This is a genomic window from Pseudomonas veronii, from assembly GCF_001439695.1.
Lineage (GTDB): Bacteria > Pseudomonadota > Gammaproteobacteria > Pseudomonadales > Pseudomonadaceae > Aquipseudomonas > Aquipseudomonas veronii.
The window spans coordinates 1-19,966 of record NZ_JYLL01000051.1 but is presented as its reverse complement, the minus strand read 5'-3'; the positions used below and the strand labels follow the sequence as shown (position 1 = coordinate 19,966).

Annotated in this window: 16 protein-coding genes and 8 pseudogenes; 7 read left to right on the top strand and 17 right to left on the bottom strand. The window is 57.3% G+C overall.

What is annotated here, in order from left to right; translation table 11 throughout:
• The 5 genes and pseudogenes from TU80_RS32930 to TU80_RS32405 form a co-directional block, all read right to left on the bottom strand.
• On the bottom strand, positions 1-148 hold a 148-nt coding region (locus TU80_RS32930; RefSeq protein ID WP_211271289.1), incomplete at its 3' end, for an NAD(P)-binding protein.
• 93 nt (positions 149-241) lie between these two features.
• Positions 242-1,144 (bottom strand): alpha/beta hydrolase, encoded by a 903-nt coding sequence (locus TU80_RS30460; RefSeq protein WP_082643931.1) that lies wholly within the window; start codon positions 1,142-1,144, stop codon positions 242-244.
• Between the two features lie 283 nt (positions 1,145-1,427).
• Positions 1,428-1,977: pseudogene (locus TU80_RS30455) on the bottom strand (IS30 family transposase); the annotation flags it as partial.
• A 29-nt stretch (positions 1,978-2,006) separates the two neighbouring features.
• Positions 2,007-2,585, bottom strand: a pseudogene (locus TU80_RS33175) (plasmid pRiA4b ORF-3 family protein).
• A 3-nt stretch (positions 2,586-2,588) separates the two neighbouring features.
• Positions 2,589-2,846 (bottom strand): annotated as a pseudogene (locus TU80_RS32405) (transposase domain-containing protein); the annotation flags it as partial.
• 571 nt (positions 2,847-3,417) lie between these two features.
• Between TU80_RS32405 and TU80_RS33260 the strand changes: the two are divergent.
• Both TU80_RS33260 and TU80_RS34125 read left to right on the top strand, forming a co-directional pair.
• The gene (locus TU80_RS33260; protein ID WP_200806985.1) at positions 3,418-4,155 is read left to right on the top strand and encodes a reverse transcriptase domain-containing protein; all 738 of its coding nucleotides are present in this window, start codon (positions 3,418-3,420) and stop codon (positions 4,153-4,155) included.
• A gap of 14 nt (positions 4,156-4,169) precedes the next feature.
• Entirely contained in the window at positions 4,170-4,742 is a 573-nt protein-coding gene (locus tag TU80_RS34125) for a group II intron maturase-specific domain-containing protein (RefSeq protein WP_390898413.1), read from the top strand.
• On the opposite strand, the pseudogene tnpC reads toward TU80_RS34125, so the two are convergent.
• The 3 genes and pseudogenes from tnpC to TU80_RS32925 form a co-directional block, all read right to left on the bottom strand.
• Positions 4,692-6,041 (bottom strand): annotated as a pseudogene (gene tnpC, locus TU80_RS30440) (IS66 family transposase); the annotation flags it as partial. The gene TU80_RS34125 and the pseudogene tnpC sit on opposite strands and share 51 nt — an antisense overlap.
• Positions 6,042-6,078: 37 nt before the next feature.
• Positions 6,079-6,300 (bottom strand): IS66 family insertion sequence element accessory protein TnpB, encoded by a 222-nt coding sequence (tnpB, locus tag TU80_RS30435; RefSeq protein ID WP_057006104.1) that lies wholly within the window; start codon positions 6,298-6,300, stop codon positions 6,079-6,081.
• A 1-nt stretch (position 6,301) separates the two neighbouring features.
• Positions 6,302-6,589 carry a hypothetical protein gene (locus TU80_RS32925; RefSeq protein ID WP_156422922.1) on the bottom strand — a complete coding sequence of 96 codons (288 nt, stop codon included), beginning with the start codon at positions 6,587-6,589 and terminating at the stop codon, positions 6,302-6,304.
• Positions 6,590-6,866: 277 nt separating this feature from the next.
• Here TU80_RS32925 and TU80_RS32920 point away from each other — a divergent pair.
• Positions 6,867-6,989: pseudogene (locus TU80_RS32920) on the top strand (CHASE3 domain-containing protein); the annotation flags it as partial.
• A gap of 39 nt (positions 6,990-7,028) precedes the next feature.
• Here the strand turns inward: TU80_RS32920 and TU80_RS30420 are convergent.
• Positions 7,029-7,637 (bottom strand): annotated as a pseudogene (locus TU80_RS30420) (transposase); the annotation flags it as partial.
• An 89-nt stretch (positions 7,638-7,726) separates the two neighbouring features.
• Positions 7,727-8,167 (bottom strand): group II intron maturase-specific domain-containing protein, encoded by a 441-nt coding sequence (locus TU80_RS30415; protein WP_082643929.1) that lies wholly within the window; start codon positions 8,165-8,167, stop codon positions 7,727-7,729.
• 4 nt (positions 8,168-8,171) lie between these two features.
• Between TU80_RS30415 and TU80_RS33250 the strand changes: the two are divergent.
• Positions 8,172-8,544 (top strand): annotated as a pseudogene (locus TU80_RS33250) (IS3 family transposase); the annotation flags it as partial.
• A 50-nt stretch (positions 8,545-8,594) separates the two neighbouring features.
• On the opposite strand, the gene TU80_RS30410 reads toward TU80_RS33250, so the two are convergent.
• From TU80_RS30410 to TU80_RS30380, 7 genes are all read right to left on the bottom strand, one after another.
• Positions 8,595-9,497, bottom strand: coding sequence for a helix-turn-helix domain-containing protein (locus tag TU80_RS30410; protein WP_057006100.1), 903 nt, complete (start codon positions 9,495-9,497; stop codon positions 8,595-8,597).
• A gap of 270 nt (positions 9,498-9,767) precedes the next feature.
• A complete protein-coding gene (locus TU80_RS30405; protein ID WP_057006099.1) occupies positions 9,768-10,697 on the bottom strand; it encodes an electron transfer flavoprotein subunit alpha/FixB family protein in 930 nt (309 codons plus the stop codon).
• Complete coding sequence (locus TU80_RS30400) at positions 10,698-11,447, bottom strand: electron transfer flavoprotein subunit beta/FixA family protein (protein ID WP_057006098.1); 750 nt, start codon at positions 11,445-11,447, stop codon at positions 10,698-10,700.
• 61 nt (positions 11,448-11,508) lie between these two features.
• Complete coding sequence (locus tag TU80_RS30395; protein WP_057006097.1) at positions 11,509-12,747, bottom strand: CaiB/BaiF CoA transferase family protein; 1,239 nt, start codon at positions 12,745-12,747, stop codon at positions 11,509-11,511.
• A 25-nt stretch (positions 12,748-12,772) separates the two neighbouring features.
• Complete coding sequence (locus TU80_RS30390) at positions 12,773-13,975, bottom strand: 3-oxoadipyl-CoA thiolase (protein WP_057006096.1); 1,203 nt, start codon at positions 13,973-13,975, stop codon at positions 12,773-12,775.
• Between the two features lie 23 nt (positions 13,976-13,998).
• Positions 13,999-15,528 carry a 3-hydroxyacyl-CoA dehydrogenase gene (locus tag TU80_RS30385; protein WP_057006095.1) on the bottom strand — a complete coding sequence of 510 codons (1,530 nt, stop codon included), beginning with the start codon at positions 15,526-15,528 and terminating at the stop codon, positions 13,999-14,001.
• A gap of 3 nt (positions 15,529-15,531) precedes the next feature.
• Positions 15,532-16,317 (bottom strand): enoyl-CoA hydratase, encoded by a 786-nt coding sequence (locus TU80_RS30380; RefSeq protein WP_057006094.1) that lies wholly within the window; start codon positions 16,315-16,317, stop codon positions 15,532-15,534.
• A gap of 237 nt (positions 16,318-16,554) precedes the next feature.
• Between TU80_RS30380 and TU80_RS30375 the strand changes: the two genes are divergently transcribed.
• From TU80_RS30375 to TU80_RS30365, 3 genes and pseudogenes are all read left to right on the top strand, one after another.
• Positions 16,555-17,421 carry an IclR family transcriptional regulator gene (locus TU80_RS30375; RefSeq protein ID WP_057006093.1) on the top strand — a complete coding sequence of 289 codons (867 nt, stop codon included), beginning with the start codon at positions 16,555-16,557 and terminating at the stop codon, positions 17,419-17,421.
• A 59-nt stretch (positions 17,422-17,480) separates the two neighbouring features.
• A complete protein-coding gene (locus TU80_RS30370) occupies positions 17,481-18,635 on the top strand; it encodes an acyl-CoA dehydrogenase family protein (protein WP_057006092.1) in 1,155 nt (384 codons plus the stop codon).
• A 63-nt stretch (positions 18,636-18,698) separates the two neighbouring features.
• Positions 18,699-19,637, top strand: a pseudogene (locus TU80_RS30365) (MFS transporter); the annotation flags it as partial.
• Positions 19,638-19,966: the final 329 nt, after the last annotated feature.

The window sequence follows — 19,966 nt, the reverse complement described above, 5'->3', positions numbered from 1 at the left end:
CACCACCAGCCTTGTCGAAGACGCGGACCTTGAGGCCCTGCTCGTCGCGCAGTTTTTTCAGCATATACAGGCCGCCAAAACCTGCGCCAACGACGATGGCGTCGAAATTTTTTGTTGTTATCACAGCGTGTCTCCTTATTACGGCCAAAGCTTCGCCTTGCGGAAGCGTGGGCCCGCATTAATTGGTTGGAATGATGAAACCCCGGATAGTCAAATCCGGGAACAGCAAGCGGCTATCCCGTCACGCGGACTTGAACCATTTAGCGATACGGCTGAGTTCGGCATCGGCCTCGCGGGCACGCCCAGCCAAGATCGGGAATACGTGCTGCATGCCGTCCACCACAGAAAGGGTCACGTCCCCGCCGGCGGCCTTGGATATCTGTGCCAGGTCAGTGGCGTTATCGAGCAGCGTCTCTAGCGACCCGACGGCGACATACAGGCGCGGAAAGCCCCGGTAGTCGGCCTTAAGTGGATTAGTAAGCGGATTGGTACGAGACACAGTCTCGCCGAGGAACATGCCCGACATACCCTGCAGAACAGCTTTACTCACCAGCGCATCAGTTGCGTGGTTGGCCTCAAGGGTCTTGCCAATATGCTCCATGTCGAGCCACGGGGAGAGCGCGATTACGGAACCCGGCAAAGCAATGCCGTCGTCGCGCAATTTGAGCACTGTTGCGATGGCTAGGTTGCCGCCAGCCGAGTCACCGCTTGTCGTAATGTTTTGTGCCTGATAGCCGCGAGCGAGAAGCTCGTGGTACACCGCAGTCGCATCCTCCAGTTGTGCGGGGAAGGGATACTCGGGCGCCCGACGGTAGTCGATGATGACCGCTGTGACACCCAATTGCTTTGCAAGATGTCCTGCAAGCTTGCGATGGCTAGCGGCTGATCCCACCGCGAAGCCGCCCCCATGGGTGTACAATATTACTTTGGAGGAGTCGGCTCCCACCGGAAGCGCCCAGATGGACTCGACTCCAGCGACAACATCTGATTTGTAGGTCACGCCCTCGGGTTCCAAGGTAGGTTGGTGCCATTCGTCAAACAGACTGCGTAAGTCAGCAATTGTCAAATTGGGATTGGCTGCGATACGGTCGGTCCAGGACTGGTAGAGTGCGCGCAGGAAGTCTGCTTCGGATGAAGTATTCATGGTAATTGTCTCTATTATTATTGTTAATATTGAACAGCTACCTTGTATTCTGATGACTGAAGTGATGGAGATATTGAACGTTTCTTACATATTTTTTGGATGGAATTGCTAATCATAGAGCTGTCTACCGCTCGCCAAACCCTGGCTTGGTTGTACAAAAGTAACCAGCCTGCTCGATTGTCCCGCTAAAACGAGGAAAGCCCTACACGTGTAAAGCTGCAGGGCTCTTCGGTCAAGCTGACCATTTTAGTTTGGGCGGTTGCAGGAGCTGAGTGCAACACGGTCATTGAATTGAAGCTGGAGCATCATGCCGCATAGCCATGGCCTTCTGCATCACCTCACCCATAACTTCGATGGGGCACTTGAAGTCGAAGCGCTTACGCGGTCGCATGTTCAGTTGCAGTGCGATGGCATTCAATTCCTCCTGGCTGTATACCGGCAGATTCGTGCCCTTGGGTAGGTACTGACGGATCAGACCGTTGATGTTTTCGTTGCTACCTCGCTGCCAAGGGCTGTGCGGGTCGCAAAAGTAGATCGCTATGCCGGTTTTCTGGGGGATCTCGGCGTGTCGCGCCATCTCCCGGCCCTGGTCGTAGGTCATGCTCTTGCGCATTGCCAGCGGCATGCGGTTGAGCGCTGCACTGAAGCCCTCCATCGCCGATGGTTGCCGTCGCATCATTCATCTTCACCAGCATCAGGTAACCACTGGTGCGCTCCACCAACGTGCCTACGGACGAGGCGTTAGCCTTACCCTTGATCAGGTCGCCTTCCCAGTGCCCCGGCATCAGCCGGTCTTCGATCTCCGGCGGACGCACATGAATGCTGACCATCTGTAAGCGTCCGAGCTACACCGCCTTGCAACTCAAACCTTAATCCGTTTAAACCACTGGTTCACGCGCTCGCACTCAAATGTCGCTGGATCAAAAACATCGCCATGCCATTCAACCAGGGCGTCATGCTCTGGATGATCGGGGTTGCCCATCGCCTCCAGAAACTCCTCGTAACCAGGCCCGCCACCCACGTCTTCCGGTGGGCAAGCATTGGCGCCGTCGATGCAGTACGGCACCTGAGGACAGGCAATAGCGGGTAGCGCTTTTTCGACCTTGATACTGTGATGCTAACTGTCACCAAAGTCGTAGATATAATTAAATGTCCGCTTTCCGTTCAGCGCCTTGATCAGCGTTTTACGGGCTTCCGGGTTCACCGTCGGCCCCCAACCATCAGGGTCGGGCATGCCGTAATTCTCACCAGCAATTTCAAACTCATGCAGATGGCTATCACTCCAGCCCATCACGACCTGGATGACATGGTGCAGCTTGCCCATGGTGATGTTTTCAGGCACCGCGAACCGACGCCAAATCTTCGAAGTGATCCACTTCGGCTCGATGTGCAGCAGTAACAGGTCGGGGGCGGGTTTGGGTAAACGGACAGTTTTAACCATGGATCAGGCGGCCTCGCAGTGTTCAGTGTGATTCAAAGAAATGTTCCAAGGCAGTAACTCGCTCACCCGATTGATCGGGTGTTCGGCAATGTGCTCAAGCACGTAGGTCAGATAGGCCTGTGGGTTTAACCCGTTTAGCTTGGCAGTACCCACCAGGCTGTAAATCGCAGCGGCTCGTTCTCCGCCGGCATCGGAACCGGCAAACAGGTAGTTTTTGCGGCCCAGCGCGACGGCGCGTAGCGCCCGTTCGGCGGCGTTGTTGTGTACGCCCTGACAAGGCGTATGAGTTCAGTGGGTGCGAATCCCACCCGGCTACTGTCGCTCCGGCCGGAAGCACTTTGGAGCAGTTCAGGAGGCAACGAATGGGCTGAAGTATCTGAAGAAAAGGCTTCTTTAGGAAGTCAGTGACTGTGCAGGCCGTAGCGCGCAGCGAACACCGAGCAGGCCCCGAAAATGCCTTGCGGTAGCCGACCCGCCATAATAACGGGGAAGGTTGATAGTGCTGAGGGATCGAGCGTCAGACGAACTTGGCACTGCCGCCGGGGTAGTGGTGATGGCATGTACAGAAGAGAACTCATGCGAAACAGGGGAAGCCTGCCAGGGTGAAGTGGTCATTAGACACGGCCATACAAACAGTGCGCCCGTGAGGGAGGGCGCTGGCTCGGACAGGTGGCGGATGGGCTCGTAGTACCGTTGAGGCCGGGTAATGCCGGAGTAGGAAAGGAGCCCTGGTTCAAGAGAGGAGTACAAAGTGGTAAGAACGATGGGATTGGCTCCAAGCCTATTAACCCAGGTGAGAAATCGCGTTCGGAAACTACAGCGTGCCCTGTATGTGAAAGCTAAGACAGAGCCAGACTTTCGCTTCTACAGCCTGTGGGACAAAGTCTATCGAATCGATGTATTGGTCATCGCCTACCAACGTTGCCGCGCAAACCGGGGCAGCCACGGTGTGGATGGTCAGCGATTCGAAGACATTGAAAACACAGGACCTATGGAGTGGCTGGCTCAGCTACGCGAGGAGTTGAAGTCGGGTGGATATCGACCTCAGCCCCTGCGGCTGGTATGGATTCCCAAAAAGAACGGCAAACTTCGTTCCTTGGGAATTCCTTGTATTCGAGACCGCGTTGTTCAAATTGCCGTCAATCTCACACTCCAAGCAATTTTCGAAGCGGACATGCAGCCATCACAGTATGGCTTCAGACCTCGTCGAGATGCCAAGGAAGCCGTGAGGCAGGTGCACCATTACACTGCGAGGGCTGGATTGAGAGACGTTGTCGATACGGATCTTCGTGACTATTTCAATACCATTCCACACGGGCCTTTGATGAAATGTCTGGCTCGGCGTATCTCGGATGGCAGGGTGTTGCGGCTGATCAAACAATGGCTTGAGGTGGCCGTTATCGAACTCATTGACGGTAAGCTTCGACGCACCAACGAAGCCAAGCACACGCACCGTGGCAGCGCCCAAGGATCGGTGATTTCGCCGCTGTTGGCCAATGTGTACTTCAGGCGCTTCATTCTGGCCTGGGAAAATTTGGCTATGCCAAACGTCTGCATGCAAAGATTGTGAATTACGCGGACGATATGGTGATCTGCTGCCGCCCCGGCAGTGGAGAGCAGGCAATGGTACTGATGGGTGGCTTGATGGCGCGGCTGGGGCTGAGCGTCAATGAAGAGAAAACGGCGCTGGTGAAACTCTCGGAACAGTCACTCGAATTTCTGGGGTACAACCTGGGCAGGCAATACGACCGTCATGGGAAAGCCTATATCGGCACTCAACCTTCGAAAGGGGCGATGAAGTCGATTATTGGAAAAATCCATGACGAAACGGCGATCAGTATGACGTGGGACGCGGTAGAGCACCGGATAGCCGAACTCAACTCGATCCTTCGAGGCTGGGCTGGCTACTTCGACCAAGGGCCTGTGCTCAAGCACTATCGAATCCTGCAACGCTATACTGAGCGCCGTATCCGACGCTGGCTGGTCAAGAAGCATAAGCGACGAGGCCGTTCTGGGTACCGTCTATACCCGGATGCGTTCCTATACGGAAAGCTAGGCCTCCATCAGTTGCCTACGCGAATGGCCGATGTGTCGAGTGCGAAGGCATATCGATCTCGGACGAAAGCCGGATGCGTTAGTAGCGCACGTCCGGTTTGACGAGCGGGGTGTGGAAACGGAGCGCAAGCCACCGCGCCACATCCCGACTCTACCGATTTCGATTCGGCCGTCATTGCAGTAGCGCGTTAAGGCCTGCCACCGGTTGAGGGCATAGAGGATTGCACCGCCCAATGCCGACCTTTTCGACAGTTGAGTCAGCGTCTGATTAAGCCATGCGTGCAGGTGCTCCAGCAGCGGACTGGCCCGACTTTGCCGAACCGTTTTTCGCAGGTTGGGCGGCTGCCCTCGGATCTCGCTTTCGATGGCATACAGGGCTGCAATTCTTTGCAACGCCTCGCCAGCGACTGGTGAAGCCTGGTCTTTGTAGACATCGTAAAACTTGCGGCGGGCGTGAGCCCCGCATGCAGCTTCCTCAATAGTGCTCGTCGCATACAGCTGAGCAAAACCGGCGTAGCCGTCAGCCTGCAAGATCCCGCTAAAGCCCTTGAGATGAGCGCGCGGATGTTGCCCCTTGCGATCCGGCGAGTAGGCAAACCAAACTGCCGCCGGTGTCGAGTCACCCGCAGGTCGGTCGTCCCGCACGTATGTCCACAGGCGAGCCGTTTTGGTCTTGCCGTTGCCCGGCGCGAGCACGCCAATCGGCGTGTCGTCTGCATGGACTTTGTGACCGCTCATGACGTGGTGCTCAAGGGCGTTGATCAGCGGCCTGAGCAACTGACTGCTCTGGCCCACCCAGTCGGCCAGGGTTGAGCGCTCCAGCTCCACGCCCTCACGGGCGTAGATCTCGGACTGCCGGTACAGCGGCAGATGATCGACAAACTTGGAGACCAGCACATGGGCCAACAACTCCGGGCCTGCAAGGCCTCGGGCTATCGGACGACTCGGCGCCGGCACCTGGGCGATGTGCTCGCAGCAGCGACAGACCCACTTCGGACGGACATGGCAAATAACTTTGAAACGTGCCGGAACGTACTCCAGCACTTCGGACACATCCTCACCCAAATAGCGAAGCTTCCCACCGCAGCCCGTGCATTGCGACTCGGGCTGATGCACGTGAGTTTCGCGAGGCAGGTGTTCGGGCAATGGTTTGCGGCGCGAAACTGCGCGAGGGGCCGGTTCGACTGGCCGTGTCATTTCGGCTTGGCTGACTTGCAGCTCTTCAAGGCTCAACTGGAGTTGATCGATCATCGCGTCCAGTTGCTCGGAGCTGCGACCGAACTGCGTACGACGCAGCTTGGCGATCATCATTTTCAAGCGCTCAATCTCTGCCCGCTGGGCAGAGACCAGAGTCTTCAAGGCTTGAAGATCGTTCGGCAGGGAGTCGGTCACGAGAGTCATGATCGCATGTTACTGGGGATTTTTTCAGCGCGGCAAGTCAGACCGCGAGGACAGGCGCTGTACGAATTGGCCTGCGCCAATCAATGCCTTCCAACAGCATCGATAACTGCGCAGGCGTCAGCGACACGCTGCCGCTGGTTGCTTGCGGCCAGACGAAGCGCCCTTGTTCCAACCGTTTGCAAAACAGACACAAGCCGTCGCCATCCCACCACAACAGCTTGATCCGGTCACCGCGCCGTCCATCGAAGCCACGGCGCATATCAGTGACGCCAGCGGCGATCCAGATACGGGTTCCAGCAGGTGGCTGGATCGACGAGCGTCTGGAAGACTGGTTCGATGCCCATCAGCGCGCTCATCCGGGGCAGATCGTGCGGCGTCGCTTGATGGGGGTCGACTGGTTTGAGCCCCGGTCCATGGGTTGAAATCGACGAGCCCTGGATGGGGCCGCTGACCCATGGCTGCTTCTCGCAGCCCGGCGTAACGGCCATCAAACCGCTGGAGAAGGACATCGAAATCATGAAGCTGGCACTGGAAATTGCCTGCAACACGGATGATTCCCTTGCGCAGGCACTGAACAAGGCACCCAGCCGATCACCCTATGCGCGCAACCTGCCCGTACGTACTCATGTGGGCAAGGCTTGAGGTGGTTGTCAGAGGATCGTCGAACTCTTGGCCTGCCAATAAGATCCGTCGACCACTTTTTGCCAATTCCCCGTTCAGCTATTCCATTCGCCGCCGATAGGTTGAGCAGGTATTAGCCTGCTGGCTTAAAACACAATCTTCCAGCTGCCCATTAGAAAAAATAGACATTCCTGGAGGAAGTCGATGAATAGCTGGTTCGCTAATGTCAGCGTCAATATGAAGTTGGCCCTGGGATTCGGTCTTGTACTCTTTTTTACTGCCATCCTCGCTTTGACTGGCTGGAACAGTCTGAGCAAACTCATTGATCCGGCGTTTTGCAAGGTAGTTGTCGCGTGAGCCGTGTTTTTAAGCTGCTATTTTCAGTGCTGGCTGCTCCCGCTCTGGGTTGAGCGTGACGGCGCCGACAGGTTGCCAATTTTGCGTTGCACCCGACCAGCGATGTGGGTGTTTTTGACGGGCTTGCTGGTAGAGCACATGACGCTTGGCCATCACCTCTTGATCTTCTCCACGATGACGCTGCGCCGGGGTCACGAAGCGGATGTGGTTGTGGCGGTGCTCATGGTTGTACCACCGGATAAAGTCGCGCACCCAGCTGCGTGCGGCATCCAAATCGGCAAAGCCATCCTGCGGCCATTGCGGGCAGTATTTCAGGGTTCTAAACAGAGATTCTGAGTAAGGGTTGTCGTTGCTCACCCGGGGTCGTCCGCGCGATGGGGTGATGCCCAAGTCGTACAGTTTGCTCAGCAGCGTCACTGATTTCATCGGCGCGCCATTGTCCGAGTGCTGCACCAGGGGTTGGCCCGTGCAGCGCTCGCCGAGCACGGTACGCTGCATCAGTTCGGCCGCCCGTTCGCCGCTTTCGTGCTCGTAAACCTCCCAGCCCACGGCCTTGCGGCTGTAGATGTCCTCGATCAAGTACAGGTAGTAATACTGCCCGCGCACCGGCGATAGACGTTGAGTAAGAGACAGGGCGTAGTCGGGCTATCTCCCTGTCTCTCCTCACCGAACCGGACGTGCACCTTTCAATGCATCCGGCTCTCCGTTTAAACGCTGGCGAACGCCATAGCCACTTCAGTGAAGCGTGAGGTCCATGTATTCCTGGGCTCGGACCTCAGGTAAGGATTACCTTCGGGCAGACGCCACCTGAACTGCTTCTTGCCTTGCCCAACTAACCGATACAGTGTTTCACCGCTGAGTTTGCCGTTATTGGTCTTGCCAAATAAAACCCAGGTCTTACTTTGGTTGGGCTTAGGTGCTTTGCACCATTGGCGCATCAGGGTGGAGCGGTATTTGTGAGCCAGCCAATGGGCCAGTTTCCAAAACACGACACGATCGATATAGCTGAATACTTTGGCTTTGAAATCAACGAATTGATAAAACGCCGCCCAGCCTTTCAGCTCCCTCTCATCGTTGACTGTGGTTAGCCTCTTCAGTCTGGCACTCAGATGCCGAGGTGAGGGGGACCGCAAGGACAATAAACACATCTAGGAACTTGAGCGTGAACTGCGCCGTAAAGACAAGGCGCTGGCTGAAACCGCCGCGTTGTTGGTGCTACGAAAAAAGCTCAACGATTACTGGGGGATCGACAACGAGGACAACTGACCACCTTGCCGGAACGGCAGTTACTGGTGACCTGGTTGAGTGAGGCCCGGATGGCCGGAGCCCAGTAAATCAAGGCCTGCCAGGAAGTCGGCCTCTCGCTCAGAACCTTGCAGCGCTGGACTGAAACCGAGGCTGTTCAGGCTGACCCCGAACGACGACGGTACGGCCCAGGCCGCGCAGTGCGTTCAACGAGGTCGAACGGCAAGCGATCCTAAGCGTGTGCAATAGCCCGGTGTACGCCCATTTGCCGCCGAGCCAGTCTTGCCGAGGCTGGCTGTAGAACTTCCTCAAATGCCCCATCGCTGGGGGTTATTTTTTACATCCATGCATTGCAGTTGAACGACGATATTCAGTGGGCGTGATGTTGAAAAAGCTTCGAAAGAGGCGCGTCATGTGGCTCTGGTCAGAGAATCCGCTACTGGCAGCGATAACCTTCAACGGCATACCCTGGCGCGCAAGTAGCCGCTTTGCATGCTCAATCCGTTGCCGCATCACATAGGCATGCGGCGAACAGTTGAACTCGTTTCGAAATTTTCGGATGAGAGTGAATACGGTGAGGTGTGTCAGCCCGGCCAGATCCTCAAGTGAAATGTTCTGCTCGATGTTCTCTTTCACATATTGTACAAGGAGCCTGCACTGTGCCGACGAGAGCCTCCCATAGGAGCGATGCTCACGAAAAATGATGTTCGCGTAGCGACGCAATATATGAATACACAATTGGTTTTTCAGCGACTCCACGTAGAGTTTCCCGCCAAGCCCGTCCTCTTTCAATTCGTGTTCAAGCATCGCCACCAAGGTTGGTAGAACCGGATCTTTGGTGCTGACCAAATCGTACATTTCGATATCCTTGATGTCGCGCTCGAACACCTCACCTGCGACACGCGCGACGGCGGCTTGAGTTAGGTACAGATGGGAAACATCGATCGGTTTGTTCCAGCGCCATTTCGATTGCTCGCCACGGGTGAGAATCGACATGGCGCCGGGCTCGACTGTTTCGGAATGCCATCGCCCGCTGCTACGCCGACTCATCTCGGCTACGCCGCGTTTATAGATGACGATCATGAAATCACGCATCTCTGGTATCGCAACGTCCAAATCGGAGTAGCGATACCCCTTAAGCGCAATGCCTTCCCAAGATAAGGGAGCACTGTCCAAGGTGAGATCACCCGGAATCCACTGTAGTATTTGTTCTGGTGAGATCAATTCTTTCATATTAATGTCTGCTCCTTATGCCTCCAAGTGAGCTGGAGCCAATGCTCTCTCGCATTATTTTTCCACTCCATCAGAGACTTTCTTGTATTTTTGGTTTTTCAGACGTTTGTAAGGCTCAAGAAATTGTCTTTTTCTGTATGTCAATTCTATGTTTCAAATGCTTTAGCCCTGACACACGCATGCTGCTTGAGTATGCACAAATAGCGCATGCGACCTGGGGGCTACTAAACCAGCCCCCAAGTCGCACTTAATGGCCAGGGTTGACCTGTATCAGATGGTCAAAACCAGCTCTGGAACCGCTTCGAACAAATCGGCCACCAGGCCGTAATCAGCCACTTGGAAGATCGGCGCTTCTTCGTCCTTGTTGATCGCAACGATCACTTTGGAGTCTTTCATGCCGGCCAAGTGCTGGATCGCGCCGGAGATACCGACCGCGATGTACAGCTGTGGAGCAACGATCTTGCCGGTCTGACCGACCTGCATGTCGTTGGGAACAAAACCTGCGTCGACCGCAGCGCGGGAAGCGCCAACAGCCGCGCCCAGCTTGTCGGCCAGGGCGTACAAGTGTTTGAAGTTGTCGCCGTTCTGCATGCCGCGACCGCCGGAAACGACGATTTTGGCAGCGGTCAGTTCCGGACGATCGGATTTGGCCAGTTCTTCGCCAACGAAGCTGGAAGTGCCAGCGTCGTGAGCAGCCGCAATGGCTTCAACCGATGCCGAACCCCCTTCAGCAGCCACTGGGTCGAAACCGGTGGCACGCACGGTGATCACTTTGACCGCAGCGTTCGACTGAACGGTAGCAATGGCGTTACCGGCGTAGATCGGGCGCTTGAAGGTGTCAGCGCTTTCGACCGAGATGATCTCGGAGATCTGGTCAACGTCCAGCTGAGCGGCAACGCGCGGCAGGATGTTTTTACCGTTGGAGGTAGCGGCAGCCAGGATGTGACTGTAGCCAGCGCCCAGCTCGGCGACCAAAGGAGCCACGTTTTCCGGCAGTTGGTGAGCGTAGGCGGCGTTGTCGGCCACCAGCACTTTAGCTACGCCAGCGATTTTCGCAGCGGCTTCAGCCGCGGCGCCAGCGCCCTGACCTGCAACCAGTACGTGGATGTCGCCGCCGATTTTGACGGCAGCAGCCACAATGTTCAGCGTGGCCGGGGCCACTACTTTGTTGTCGTGTTCAGCAATAACCAAGATAGTCATTTAGATCACCTTCGCTTCGTTTTTCAGTTTCTCGACCAGTTCAGCCACCGACTTGACCTTGATGCCTGCGCTGCGTGCAGCCGGCGCTTCGACTTTGACGGTCTTGTTGGTGGAGGCGGTGGAAACGCCCAAAGCGTCCGGAGTCAGCACTTCGAGAGGCTTCTTCTTGGCTTTCATGATGTTTGGCAGGGACGCGTAGCGCGGCTCGTTCAAACGCAGGTCAGTGGTGACGATGGCGGGCAGTTTCAGGGAAACCGTCTGCGCGCCGCCGTCGACTTCACGGGTCACGGCAACGCTGTCGCCGCTGATTTCGACGTTCGAAGCAAACGTGCCCTGACCGTAACCGCTCAGAGCCGCGAGCATCTGGCCGGTCTGGTTGTTGTCGCTGTCGATGGCTTGTTTGCCGAGGATCACCAGTTGCGGCTGTGCCTTGTCGACCACCGCTTTCAACAGTTTGGCCACAGCCAGGGAAGTCAGGTCTTCGGCGGATTCGACGAGGATGGCGCGATCAGCACCCAGAGCCAAGGCGGTACGCAGTTGCTCCTGAGCGGTGGTCGGACCAATGGAAACAACGACGATCTCGGTCGCAACGCCTTTTTCTTTCAGGCGGACGGCTTCTTCCACAGCGATTTCGCAGAAGGGGTTCATCGACATTTTGACGTTAGCGAGATCGACGCCGGAGTTGTCCGCTTTGACGCGAACCTTGACGTTGTAGTCGACCACTCGTTTGACAGCGACGAGGACTTTCATGGCAGTCTCCATTTAGAAAAATTGCCCCGACAGCACCTGATCGTGCTCGGGGTGCTTATGTTCAGCGGTCGCCAAGCTGCTCGATCACACCTTGAGCCTTCAATTCGGCCAGGCGTACATCACCGAGCCCCAATTGGCGCTTGAGAACTTCATACGTGTGCTCACCCAGCATCGGCGCGGGACGCAGGTATTCCACCGGCGTGCCCGACAACTTAATGGGGCTGCCGACCGTGACAAAGTCCGGATTCAGTGGGTGAGGAATGTTTACCAGCATGTCGCGTGCTTTCACCTGAGGCTCGTCAAGTGCCTGGGCGATGCTGTTTATCGCACCGACTGGCACGCCTTGCGGGTGAATTCGTTGCACCCACTCATCAGCACAATCGCCGAGGAAATGTTGCGACAGAATCCTGATGATCTCCTCACGATTGGTCACCCGGTCAGCGTTGCGGGCAAAACGCGGGTCTCGGGGCAACTCAGAGATACCGATGGCGTCGCACAGGGAGATGAACTGGCTGTCATTTCCGCAGGCAATGATGAAATCACGATCACTGGCACGGAACACCTGATAAGGAACGATGTTGGCGTGAGCATTGCCATAGCGCCCCGGTGGCTTCCCTGAGGCCAGGTAGTTCTGGCTTTGGTTGCACAGGGTGGCGACCTGCACGTCAAGCAGAGCCATGTCGACGTGCTGACCCAAGCCGGTTTTTTCGCGACTGAGCAATGCAGCCTGAATGGCGACGGTGGAGTAAAGCCCTGTCATCAGGTCGGAGAATGCCACTCCAACTTTCTGCGGACCGCCCCCCGGCAGATCATCACGTTCGCCAGTGATGCTCATCAGCCCGCCGATACCCTGGATGATGAAGTCGTAGCCTGGCTCAGCAGCGCGCGGGCCGGTCTGGCCGAAGCCGGTTACGGAGCAGTAGACCAGACGCGGGTTGATTTTGGATAAGCTTGAATAGTCCAGCCCGTATTTGGCCAGTGAGCCAGCCTTGTAATTTTCGATCAGTACGTCACAGTTGGCGGCCAAAGCACGCACCATTTCCTGACCTTCGGGCGTGGCCAGGTTGAGTGCTACCGACAACTTGCCGCGGTTGGTGGACTGGTAATAAGAGGCTTCCTGCGTGGGCTCTTCGTTCTCACCACTCATCCACGGCGGACCCCAGCCACGGGTATCATCGCCCATACCAGGCCGTTCGATCTTGATCACTTCGGCCCCTAGGTCAGCCAACGTCTGGCCACACCAGGGACCGGCCAGCACACGGCTCAGATCGAGCACGCGGTATCCAGTCAAAGCACCCATTTCATTTCACCTTTGTTTGCCGCGCTCATACGCGCTCGATAACCATCGCCAGCCCTTGGCCAACACCGATGCACAGACTGACGACTGCATAGCGCTTGCCGCTCACTTGCAACGCGCGGGCGGTACTGAGTGCCAGCCTCGCGCCAGACGCGCCCAATGGATGGCCGACCGCAATGGCGCCGCCATTGGGGTTCACGCGAGGATCGTCGAAAGCAAGGCCGAGCCCCTTGAGACAGCCCAGAACCTGGCTCGCGAACGCTTCGTTGATCTCGATAATGTCCATATCCGCCAGACTCAGCCCGGCGCGGTCCAAGGCCTTGTGGATCGCCTCTACCGGGCCGACGCCCATGATGCGAGGCTCAACGCCCACAGCGGCGGCAGATAGAATGCGGACCATCGGCACCAGACCATGGCGTTCCCCGGCAGCCCTGGAGCCAATCAGCAGCGCAGCGGCCCCGTCGTTGAGGCCCGATGCGTTGCCAGCAGTGACCACGCCGCCCTCGGACAGGGGTTTGAGCCGCGCCAAGGCCGCCAGATCAGATTGCGGGCGGGGGTGTTCGTCCTGCTCTACGACAGTGGGCGGTGTCTTGCGACCGGTGGGTACGCTCACCGCAAGCAATTCGTCCGCGAAGAAACCGGACAATCGCGCGGCTTCGTATCGGGCCTGGGACCCTGCGGCAAAAAGGTCCGCTTGAGCGCGGTCGATGCCATAATCGCGGGCCACGTTGTCACCGGTCTGCGGCATGCTGTCATTGCCAAACTCGGTGACGATTTTCGGATTGGGGAAGCGTGCGCCGATAGTGCTGTCAAATACCGTCAACTCGCGGCTGTAGGCTGCCTCCGCCTTGGCCATGACAAATGGCGCGCGGGACATGCTTTCCACGCCGCCAGCGATGAACAGATCACCTTCCCCGCAGGTGACCGCACGTGCCGCGTCGATCACCGCCGCCAGGCCACTGGCGCAAAGGCGATTGACCGTCTGCCCCGGTACCGTCACCGGCAGTCCGGCAAGCAGCGCAGCATGGCGAGCGATGTTACGGCTGTCCTCCCCCGCCTGGTTGGTGTTGCCAAGAATCACGTCCTCGATGGCATCACCGGGAATGGCATGACGGGCGAGCAGTTCGCGGATAACGTGAGCAGCGAGATCGTCCGGACGTACCGGTGCAAGTGCCCCACCGTGGCGGCCGAAGGGGGTGCGCAGCCCTGCGAAGATATAGGCGTCGAGCATGGAAAATTCCTGAATGTCAGAGGTCAGTTGAGCGTCGGTTCAATATGGCGCAGCGATAGGCCCAGAGCCGCTCGGCGACGCAGCCAGGGGCCCGGGCGATAACGAGGATCCCCTGTCAGATCGGTCATACGTTCGAGAATGGTCAGCAAGCGTTTTGCTCCGAGACTATCGCCCCAGGCCAGCGGACCCTGCGGATAACCCAGGCCACGGCGGACGCCCTCATCCAGGTCGTCGACACTGGCGATGCGTTGTTGGACGATGTCGCCAGCCAGGTTGACGATCATTGCCAGCACGCGTTGGGCGACGAAACCAACGCTGTCATTGATCACGCTGACGCCGACGCCATCGCGGGCCAGCAAAGCATGAGCTGCATTGCGCATATCGACTCGCGTGGCCGGTGTCGGCATCAGCGTGCGGTAGCGACAAGGGTCGAGCAGCGGGTCGATACACACGGTGCGTGCCGGGTCGGTGGCGAACAGGCCAGCGGCAGCGGTGGCATCCAGGCCGTAGGTCGCGAGCAGACAAAGCGCCTCGCTGCTCGGTGTGACACCCTGCTCGACCTGCGCGCCCAACGCTTCCAGCAGCGCATTCAAGGTGGCACGATCCTCCTCGTTCTCGGTACCGAGCCATACCGGTGGCATAGCCTCGACAACCGGCACTCGCTGCGCCGACGGCGGATCGATCATTTGCCCGTTGGTGTACCGGTAGAACCCGCGTCCCACTTTACGGCCGACATACCTGGCGTCTAGCATCTGCCGAGTCAGCGCCGACGGGCGATAACGCGGCTCCTGGTAAAACTGGTTATAGATCGACTCGATCACCGGGTGAGAAACGTCCAGAGCCGTAAGGTCGAATAACTCCAGTGGCCCCATGCGAAAACCCAAGCCCTCGCGCAGGATGCGGTCGATTTCCGCAGGCTCGGCAATGCCTTCCTTGAGAATTTGCAGGGCTTCGGTGCTATAGGCGCGACCCGCGTGGTTGATGATGAAACCGGGCGTATCCTTAGCCCGAATACCTCGGTGGCCCATGCGCGCCGCCAACGCGTGCAGGCAGTCACCGACCAGCGGATCGCTGGCTAAGCCGTCGATCACCTCCACCACTTTCATCAGCGGTACAGGGTTGAAGAAGTGAAATCCCGCAACACGTTCGGGGTGCCGACATCCGCGCGCGATACGGGTAACGGACAACGACGAGGTATTGGTTGCCAGAATGCAATCGTCGGCGACCACCGCCTCCAACTCGGCTAGCAATGCCTGCTTGGCATCGAGACGCTCGATGATTGCTTCAACCACAAGGTCAACGTTCTTTAACTCCGCCAGAGTCGTCGCCACCTCAAGATGCTCAAGCGTACGTTGCGCGTCGCCACTGGCGATCTTGCCCTTGCTCACTAGCGTGTTCAGCGTCTGCTTCAAGTTATCCAGGGCTGCCTGGGCCGCGCCTTCGCGATTATCGAACAGCATTACCCGGATACCCGCCTGGGCGGCAATCTGGGCAATGCCGGTGCCCATCACCCCAGCACCTACGATGGCCATATGGCTAATTACGCGTGTCATGGTTCATTCCCCTGCAAAGCTGGCTTTACGCTTTTCCAGAAAGGCGCGAGCACCCTCTTTCTGGTCTTTCGAGTCGAATAGCAACTGGAACGCCTTGCGCTCCAGGACCAGTGCGCTGTCCAGTGGCAGGTCGGCGCCGGCCAGCATGACCTCCTTGATCTGCGCCACCGCCAGTGGCGGCAAGGCGGCTATTTCAGCCGCCAGCTCAAGTGCGCGCGGTAGCGTGTGCTCGTCGCTCACCACCTCGCTGACCATCCCCATGGCGAGTGCTTGTTGCGCCGGGACCAAGCAGCCAGTCAACGCGATGCGCATCGCCTGGAACTTGCCGACCGCGCGGATGAGGCGCTGAGTCCCACCGGCTCCGGGCATCAGGCCCAACTTGACCTCCGGTTGACCGAAGCGCGCCGACTCCCCTGCAACGATGATGTCGCAATGCATCGCCAGCTCACACCCGCCACCCAGGGCAAAGCCATTCACTGCTGCGATCACCGGTTTCGGACAACGACCGATGGCCTCCCAAAGGTATTCGGTATGTCGACGGTACATCTCGATGGGACTGGCGTCGGCGAACTCGCGGATGTCGGCACCCGCTACGAAGCACTGCTCGCCACCGGTCAGGACGATAGCGCGCACCCGAGCATCGTCGGCAAGTGCACGAAAGTGCTCGGCCAATTGCTCGCGGACCGCGCTATTGAGTGCGTTCTTCGCATCGGGACGCGAGATCCGCACAACTGCGACAGCATCATCGCGGATTTCCAGAGTCACGACTGACGCGTGCTGGGAGCTCATACTTTCCCCTTATTTTGTGTTTCGCTGTGCGAAACTAAACACCGAAATAGTGAAATATCATAGATGCGGTCTCAAAGCTCTGTAAATAAGCAATATATAAATATAATTAAAACGTTATATATCAATCATTTAAGTTATTTTTAAATGTGGTTTTGATTTTATTGGAATAACGAATATAATTTCGCCACACGAAACTGTATTTTATGTTCTTGCATTTCTCAGAATCGAGGCCCTAACATGCGACGCAACAAGACCGACCCTTCCGCAGCGGACAAGATGAGTGGAGCAGATGAGATTGGCTTGCTGAGAATGGGCATGCTCGACCCAGCAAGCGGGATGAGCGAAGAAGAAAGCAGTGGCCAGTTCGTGACAGCACTGGCTCGTGGACTTGAGCTGATGAGGTGTTTCACACCGCGCGAGAACGTACTCGGCAATCAGGACCTGGCCAGAATGACCGGGCTGCCCAAGCCGACCGTGACGCGCCTGACCAATACGCTGATGCGTCTTGGATGCCTCAAGCGCGAAGTGCACTCGGGCAAATACCAACTGGATGTCGGTGTACTCGGGTTCGGCTACGCAATGCTATCGAACCTTTCAATTCGTACGGTGGCCCATCCATTGATGGAGGAATTGGCAAACCACGCTCAGGCCGCCGTCGCCATGGCCGCCCGCGATCGTCTTCAAATGGTCTACCTGGATGTGGTTCAGGGTCAGGGCAACATGACCATGCGGCGACAAACAGGCAGCTACTTGCCGCTGGCACAGAGTTCGGTGGGTCGAGCGTGCCTTGCTGCGATGCCGGAAACCGAGCGAGAGTTTCTGCTCGACCACATTCGCCAACGCGAATCGGAGCAATGGCCAGCCATCCGCAAGGGGCTGGACACAGCGTTCAGGGATTTTGCCGATTACGGGTTCTGCCTGTCGATCGGTGAGTGGCACCGCGACGTCAGCTCCGTTGCAGTGCCGTTGCTGCACCCGCAGTACGGGTTGCTGACCTTCAACTGTGGTGGACCTAGCTTCCAGCTGCCGCGCGAAAAGCTTGAAGACGATATCGGACCTCGTCTGATCAATATGGTTAACAACATTGGCGCCGCTGCTCGCTGAAACGACGGAGTGACGGCGCCCTACTAAACCGGCTCGCTTGCGAGCCTCAAGGAGCGCACATGATCCGTGACACAGAAACCCTACAGATTTTGCTGGACTCCCTTCGCCAGTTCGTCAACGAAGCGCTGATCCCACGGGAAAACGAGGTTGCCGAGACCGACAACATCCCGGACGACATCGTTGTCCAGCTGCAAGAAATGGGGTTGTTCGGGCTGACTATCCCGGAAGAGTTCGGCGGCATGGGTGTGACCATGGAAGAAGAGGTAAATATCGCCTTCGAACTGGGGCGCACCTCTCCAGCCTTTCGTTCCTACATTGGCACCAATAACGGTATCGGCTCCATCGGCATTCTGCTCGACGGCAGCCAAGAGCAGAAACTCAAGTACCTGCCAGGCCTTGCCTCGGGTGAGCTACTCAGCGCCTTCTGCCTGACCGAGCCGGACTCGGGTTCCGATGCCGCCTCGCTGAAAACCAGTGCCGTGCGCGATGGCGATCACTACATCATCAACGGCACCAAGCGCTTCATCACCAACGCCCCCCACGCCGATATTTTCACCGTAATGGCGCGCACCAACCCGGACATCAAGGGTTCCGGCGGCATCAGTGCATTCATCGTAGAGCGCGACACGGCCGGTATCTCCTTGGGTAAACGCGATAACAAGATGGGACAGAAAGGCGCTCACACCAGTGACGTCATCTTCGAAAATGTCCGCGTTCCAGCCAGCCAGTTGATCGGTGGTGTTGAAGGCGTGGGTTTCAAAACCGCCATGAAAGTACTGGATAAAGGTCGCCTGCATATTGCCGCCCTGAGCGTCGCCGCAGCCGAGCGCATGCTGGCGGACTCGCTGCAATATGCAATTGAGCGCAAGCAATTCGGCAAGCCGATCGCCGAGTTCCAACTGATCCAGGCGATGCTCGCCGACAGTAAGACGGAAATCTACGCAGCACGCTGCATGGTCCTAGATGCGGCAAAAAAACGCGACCAGGGCCTGAACATCGGTACCGAAGCCTCCTGTTCGAAGATGTTCGCCACTGAGATGTGCGGCCGGGTCGCCGACCGCTGCGTACAGATCCATGGTGGCGCTGGCTATGTCAGCGAATACGCCATCGAACGCTTCTATCGGGACGTTCGCCTGTTCCGCATTTATGAAGGCACCACCCAGATCCAGCAGTTGGTGATCGCCCGAAACATGATCCGCGACGCTCAAAGCTGAGGCCTCAGGCCTTCAAACGCTGGTTCAAGCCCCCTGTTCCCATAAATTTAATAAGGTGACGTGATGGACGCGGCTGCTAAGGTCAGTGCAAATACACTGGTCAAAACCAACACTTGGGTGTTGGTATTTGTCTTCTGCTTTCTTGGATTGTTAATCGACGGCGCCGATCTGATGCTGCTTTCCTACAGCCTCAGCAGTCTGAAGGCTGAATTTGGGTTGAGCAACGTCGAAGCCGGTAGCCTGGGTAGTTTCACCTTGGCCGGCATGGCCATCGGTGGCATTTACGGTGGCTGGGCTTGCGATCGTTTTCGGCCGGGTAAAAACCGTGGTCTGGAGCATCGTACTTTTTTCCGCCGACACGGCTATGCTAGGCCTGACGCATAACTATTGGCAGTTCGCGATCACCCGATTGGTGGCATCGCTGGGGATTGGCGCACTGTACGTGGCTTGTAACACGCTGATGGCCGAATACGAACCCACTCGCTACCGCACAACGGTACTGGGCACCCTGCAAGCGGGCTGGTCAGTGGGCTATATCGTCGCGATGCTGCTGGCCGGCTGGATCTTGCCGAGCCATGGCTGGCGCTGGCTTTTCTACATTGCCATTATCCCGGTGATCCTGGCCGTGGTAATGCAACGTTTCGTGCCGGAGCCGCAAGCCTGGATCAACGCTCAAGCCGAGCGCGCCAAAAAAAAATCAAGGGCATCCAAAAGCCATCCTCCGAAAAACGCGAGAGCATGTACAAGCTGATCTTCGGTGATCCGCAGGCTCGCCGGATGTTTATCTCCTGGGCCCTGACTACCGGCTTTCTGCAGTTCGGCTACTACGGTGTGAACAACTGGATGCCGACGTATCTGGAAAGCGAACTGGGCATGAACCTCAAATCCATGACCGGCTACATGGTCGGCACCTACACCGCCATGATCCTCGGCCAGATTCTCGCCGGTCTGGCGGCTGACCGTATCGGTCGTCGTACCGTGTTCGCCTTTGGTGCCTTTGGTGCCTTTGGTGCCTTTGAACCGAAGGTCTGAAGTAGTCCCGTTTTCCGAGCTGATTTTCTCAATGATTTTTAAAAAACAGCGTCTCAATCGAAAATCAGGTCATTTTTCACCTTCAAATACAGGGTTTCGCCCTTGTGAGGCGCTTCGCAGGGTTGATTCCCTGCATCACGGGCGCACCTCTCCCATGATCATTAACTGTTTGGTAAGCGTCCAGCCCGCCCACCTTCTCCTCGAGCACCCCTGCCCGCATCCTCTGTATTTTTCAGCAGGGGATTCACATGGAAACGATGCACGCGCGGCGCGAGTCCTGGGCCAGGCATGTCCAGGCC

Excerpts from the sequence above, each read along its gene's own strand:
- TU80_RS30460 (WP_082643931.1), bottom strand. The coding sequence starts at position 1,144 with ATGAATACTTCATCCGAAGCAGACTTCCTGCGCGCACTCTACCAGTCC.
- TU80_RS34125 (WP_390898413.1), top strand. The coding sequence starts at position 4,170 with ATGGTGATCTGCTGCCGCCCCGGCAGTGGAGAGCAGGCAATGGTACTG.
- tnpB (WP_057006104.1), bottom strand. The coding sequence starts at position 6,300 with ATGCGCCGTGGCTTCGATGGACGGCGCGGTGACCGGATCAAGCTGTTG.
- TU80_RS30415 (WP_082643929.1), bottom strand. The coding sequence starts at position 8,167 with ATGTGTTTATTGTCCTTGCGGTCCCCCTCACCTCGGCATCTGAGTGCC.
- TU80_RS30410 (WP_057006100.1), bottom strand. The coding sequence starts at position 9,497 with ATGAAAGAATTGATCTCACCAGAACAAATACTACAGTGGATTCCGGGT.
- TU80_RS30405 (WP_057006099.1), bottom strand. The coding sequence starts at position 10,697 with ATGACTATCTTGGTTATTGCTGAACACGACAACAAAGTAGTGGCCCCG.
- TU80_RS30400 (WP_057006098.1), bottom strand. The coding sequence starts at position 11,447 with ATGAAAGTCCTCGTCGCTGTCAAACGAGTGGTCGACTACAACGTCAAG.
- TU80_RS30395 (WP_057006097.1), bottom strand. The coding sequence starts at position 12,747 with ATGGGTGCTTTGACTGGATACCGCGTGCTCGATCTGAGCCGTGTGCTG.
- TU80_RS30390 (WP_057006096.1), bottom strand. The coding sequence starts at position 13,975 with ATGCTCGACGCCTATATCTTCGCAGGGCTGCGCACCCCCTTCGGCCGC.
- TU80_RS30385 (WP_057006095.1), bottom strand. The coding sequence starts at position 15,528 with ATGACACGCGTAATTAGCCATATGGCCATCGTAGGTGCTGGGGTGATG.
- TU80_RS30380 (WP_057006094.1), bottom strand. The coding sequence starts at position 16,317 with ATGAGCTCCCAGCACGCGTCAGTCGTGACTCTGGAAATCCGCGATGAT.
- TU80_RS30375 (WP_057006093.1), top strand. The coding sequence starts at position 16,555 with ATGCGACGCAACAAGACCGACCCTTCCGCAGCGGACAAGATGAGTGGA.
- TU80_RS30370 (WP_057006092.1), top strand. The coding sequence starts at position 17,481 with ATGATCCGTGACACAGAAACCCTACAGATTTTGCTGGACTCCCTTCGC.